The organism is Paenibacillus sp. P4_A9 (genome assembly GCF_056402415.1).
In genome coordinates this window covers 1-1,723 of sequence record NZ_JBFUHL010000195.1, presented here as the reverse complement: position 1 = coordinate 1,723, position 1,723 = coordinate 1, and the positions used below count along the sequence as shown (strand labels likewise).

Annotated in this window: 2 protein-coding genes and 1 pseudogene; all 3 read right to left on the bottom strand. The window is 36.5% G+C overall.

Annotation, left to right across the window (positions count from 1 at the left end; all coding sequences use genetic code 11):
• Positions 1 to 156: 156 nt before the first annotated feature.
• Entirely contained in the window at positions 157 to 336 is a 180-nt protein-coding gene (locus tag AC1DVJ_RS30860; protein ID WP_477596728.1) for a hypothetical protein, read from the bottom strand.
• A gap of 144 nt (positions 337 to 480) precedes the next feature.
• The gene (locus AC1DVJ_RS30855) at positions 481 to 1,197 is read right to left on the bottom strand and encodes an AAA domain-containing protein (protein WP_477596730.1); all 717 of its coding nucleotides are present in this window, start codon (positions 1,195 to 1,197) and stop codon (positions 481 to 483) included.
• Between the two features lie 51 nt (positions 1,198 to 1,248).
• Positions 1,249 to 1,455: pseudogene (locus AC1DVJ_RS30850) on the bottom strand (AAA domain-containing protein); the annotation flags it as partial.
• Positions 1,456 to 1,723 lie beyond the last annotated feature (268 nt).

The window sequence follows — 1,723 nt, the reverse complement described above, 5'->3', positions numbered from 1 at the left end:
GGATACAAGCACACATCAAGGAAGTACACATCAAGGAAGTTCACAATTTATCGTTAGCTACTTACTTGTAAATGCAACCGAGATGAGTATATATAATAAGTGGAAAAGTAAAATCACTTAGCTTCCTATAGATCTTACAGTCCCACTCCCCATAAGTTATTCCCCATCTTCCCCAAGAAGCAGTTTCCACCAGAACCATAGTCCATCGGGAAGCGTTTCTGAAGCGTCTTCTTCCTGTTTAATGTATCTGTATTTATTTTTTTCTGTTTTTCCGTCAAGAATTTTTCCCCACCAGTATTCATACTCTTTTAACGCTTGAATTTTGTTGCCAAACATCATCAACTTGTATAATTTCCCTAGATGGCTGCGAAACAACTTCAAGCTGTTTGATCTCTTTAGACTGCATCAGACGATGGGAAACCGTTATGGTTACACACTCATGGAGATCAGCAAAGTCGTAATTGTAAGTAGACGACTGGTTTACATATAGTCTTCTGCATTCTTTTCATCTAGCATTATCGAGTAAGACGGATAAAAGAGTTTCTTTGGGATAAAGACAATCGCCTTTTTCATCGCTCTTGTTATGGCTACATTTAAGCGGTTTAGTGAATAAAGAAAAGACGATTCCTGTTCGATCAATTCTTCATCAGAAATCCCGTAACTTACCATAACAACTTCGGCCTCTTTACCTTGTGCCTTTTCAGTTGTCCCGATAAGTGGTATTGGAAGTTTCCTTTTTCTAAATTCCTCCTTTATTAGCTTAATTTGAGCTTTATGCGGACAAACTACGAACAATCTTTCCTTCTCTTTAACTTCAGGATCCTTCCAGACATTATGGTCGAATGTATCATTCTCCGCATTGTATCCACCGTAAGATATCGCCAAAGCTCTTGCACATTCGACCACAATGGTCGCTTCATAGACATTTTGTCGCCCCGTATAAATATCTTCCAACGAAACTAGTGTGAATGGGGCACTAGGTATCATTATGTCTGCAATCAGTTCATCATCTATTTGCCCTATATCCAATTCCAATATCTGTTTTCCTATTTCATCGTTAGGGGCCTCATACTTTGCCCCATTTTTTTCATTGTAAAGTTTAGCCGCTGAATAACCACTTATCACATCATTCATTCTAAAATTATCAGTCAATTGACAGTAAGGCATTTTCGCTTTTTGTATCAAGAATCCTAAAATTGAGTGGGTATAATACTTTTCGCTTTCATTAAAATCGACTTTAAGTACTGGTGGAAGCTGATAGTGGTCGCCGACAAGTAGTAACCGACCATTGCTTTTGAGTTTATTAATAGCAATAAGAGATTCAGCTATTTTCACCTGTGACGCTTCATCAATTATTACCACATCATATTTTAAAGCATCGTCTACAAAAGAGTTAACTTGAAAAAATGTAGTCCCAGTTATTGTTACATTATATTTTTCTAAGAACTCATTGTAATATTTTCGGAAGGCTCGCTGAAATTAGGAAACGAATTAAATATTGATTTATCATATTCGAATGTTCACTTAGCAATTGAAGTTGACGGAGTTTGTCAACAAGTTGTCAACAACACAGAACAGTGACAAGCATTTTTATGGCAATATTAAATAAATCACCTCGGTATTTTGTGGATTATATATTGCGACCACCATAATGAACTCTGTCGATTTTACTAATTGTCACAACTTCATTGAAAGAGGAGGCATAATTACATACTACGATTTC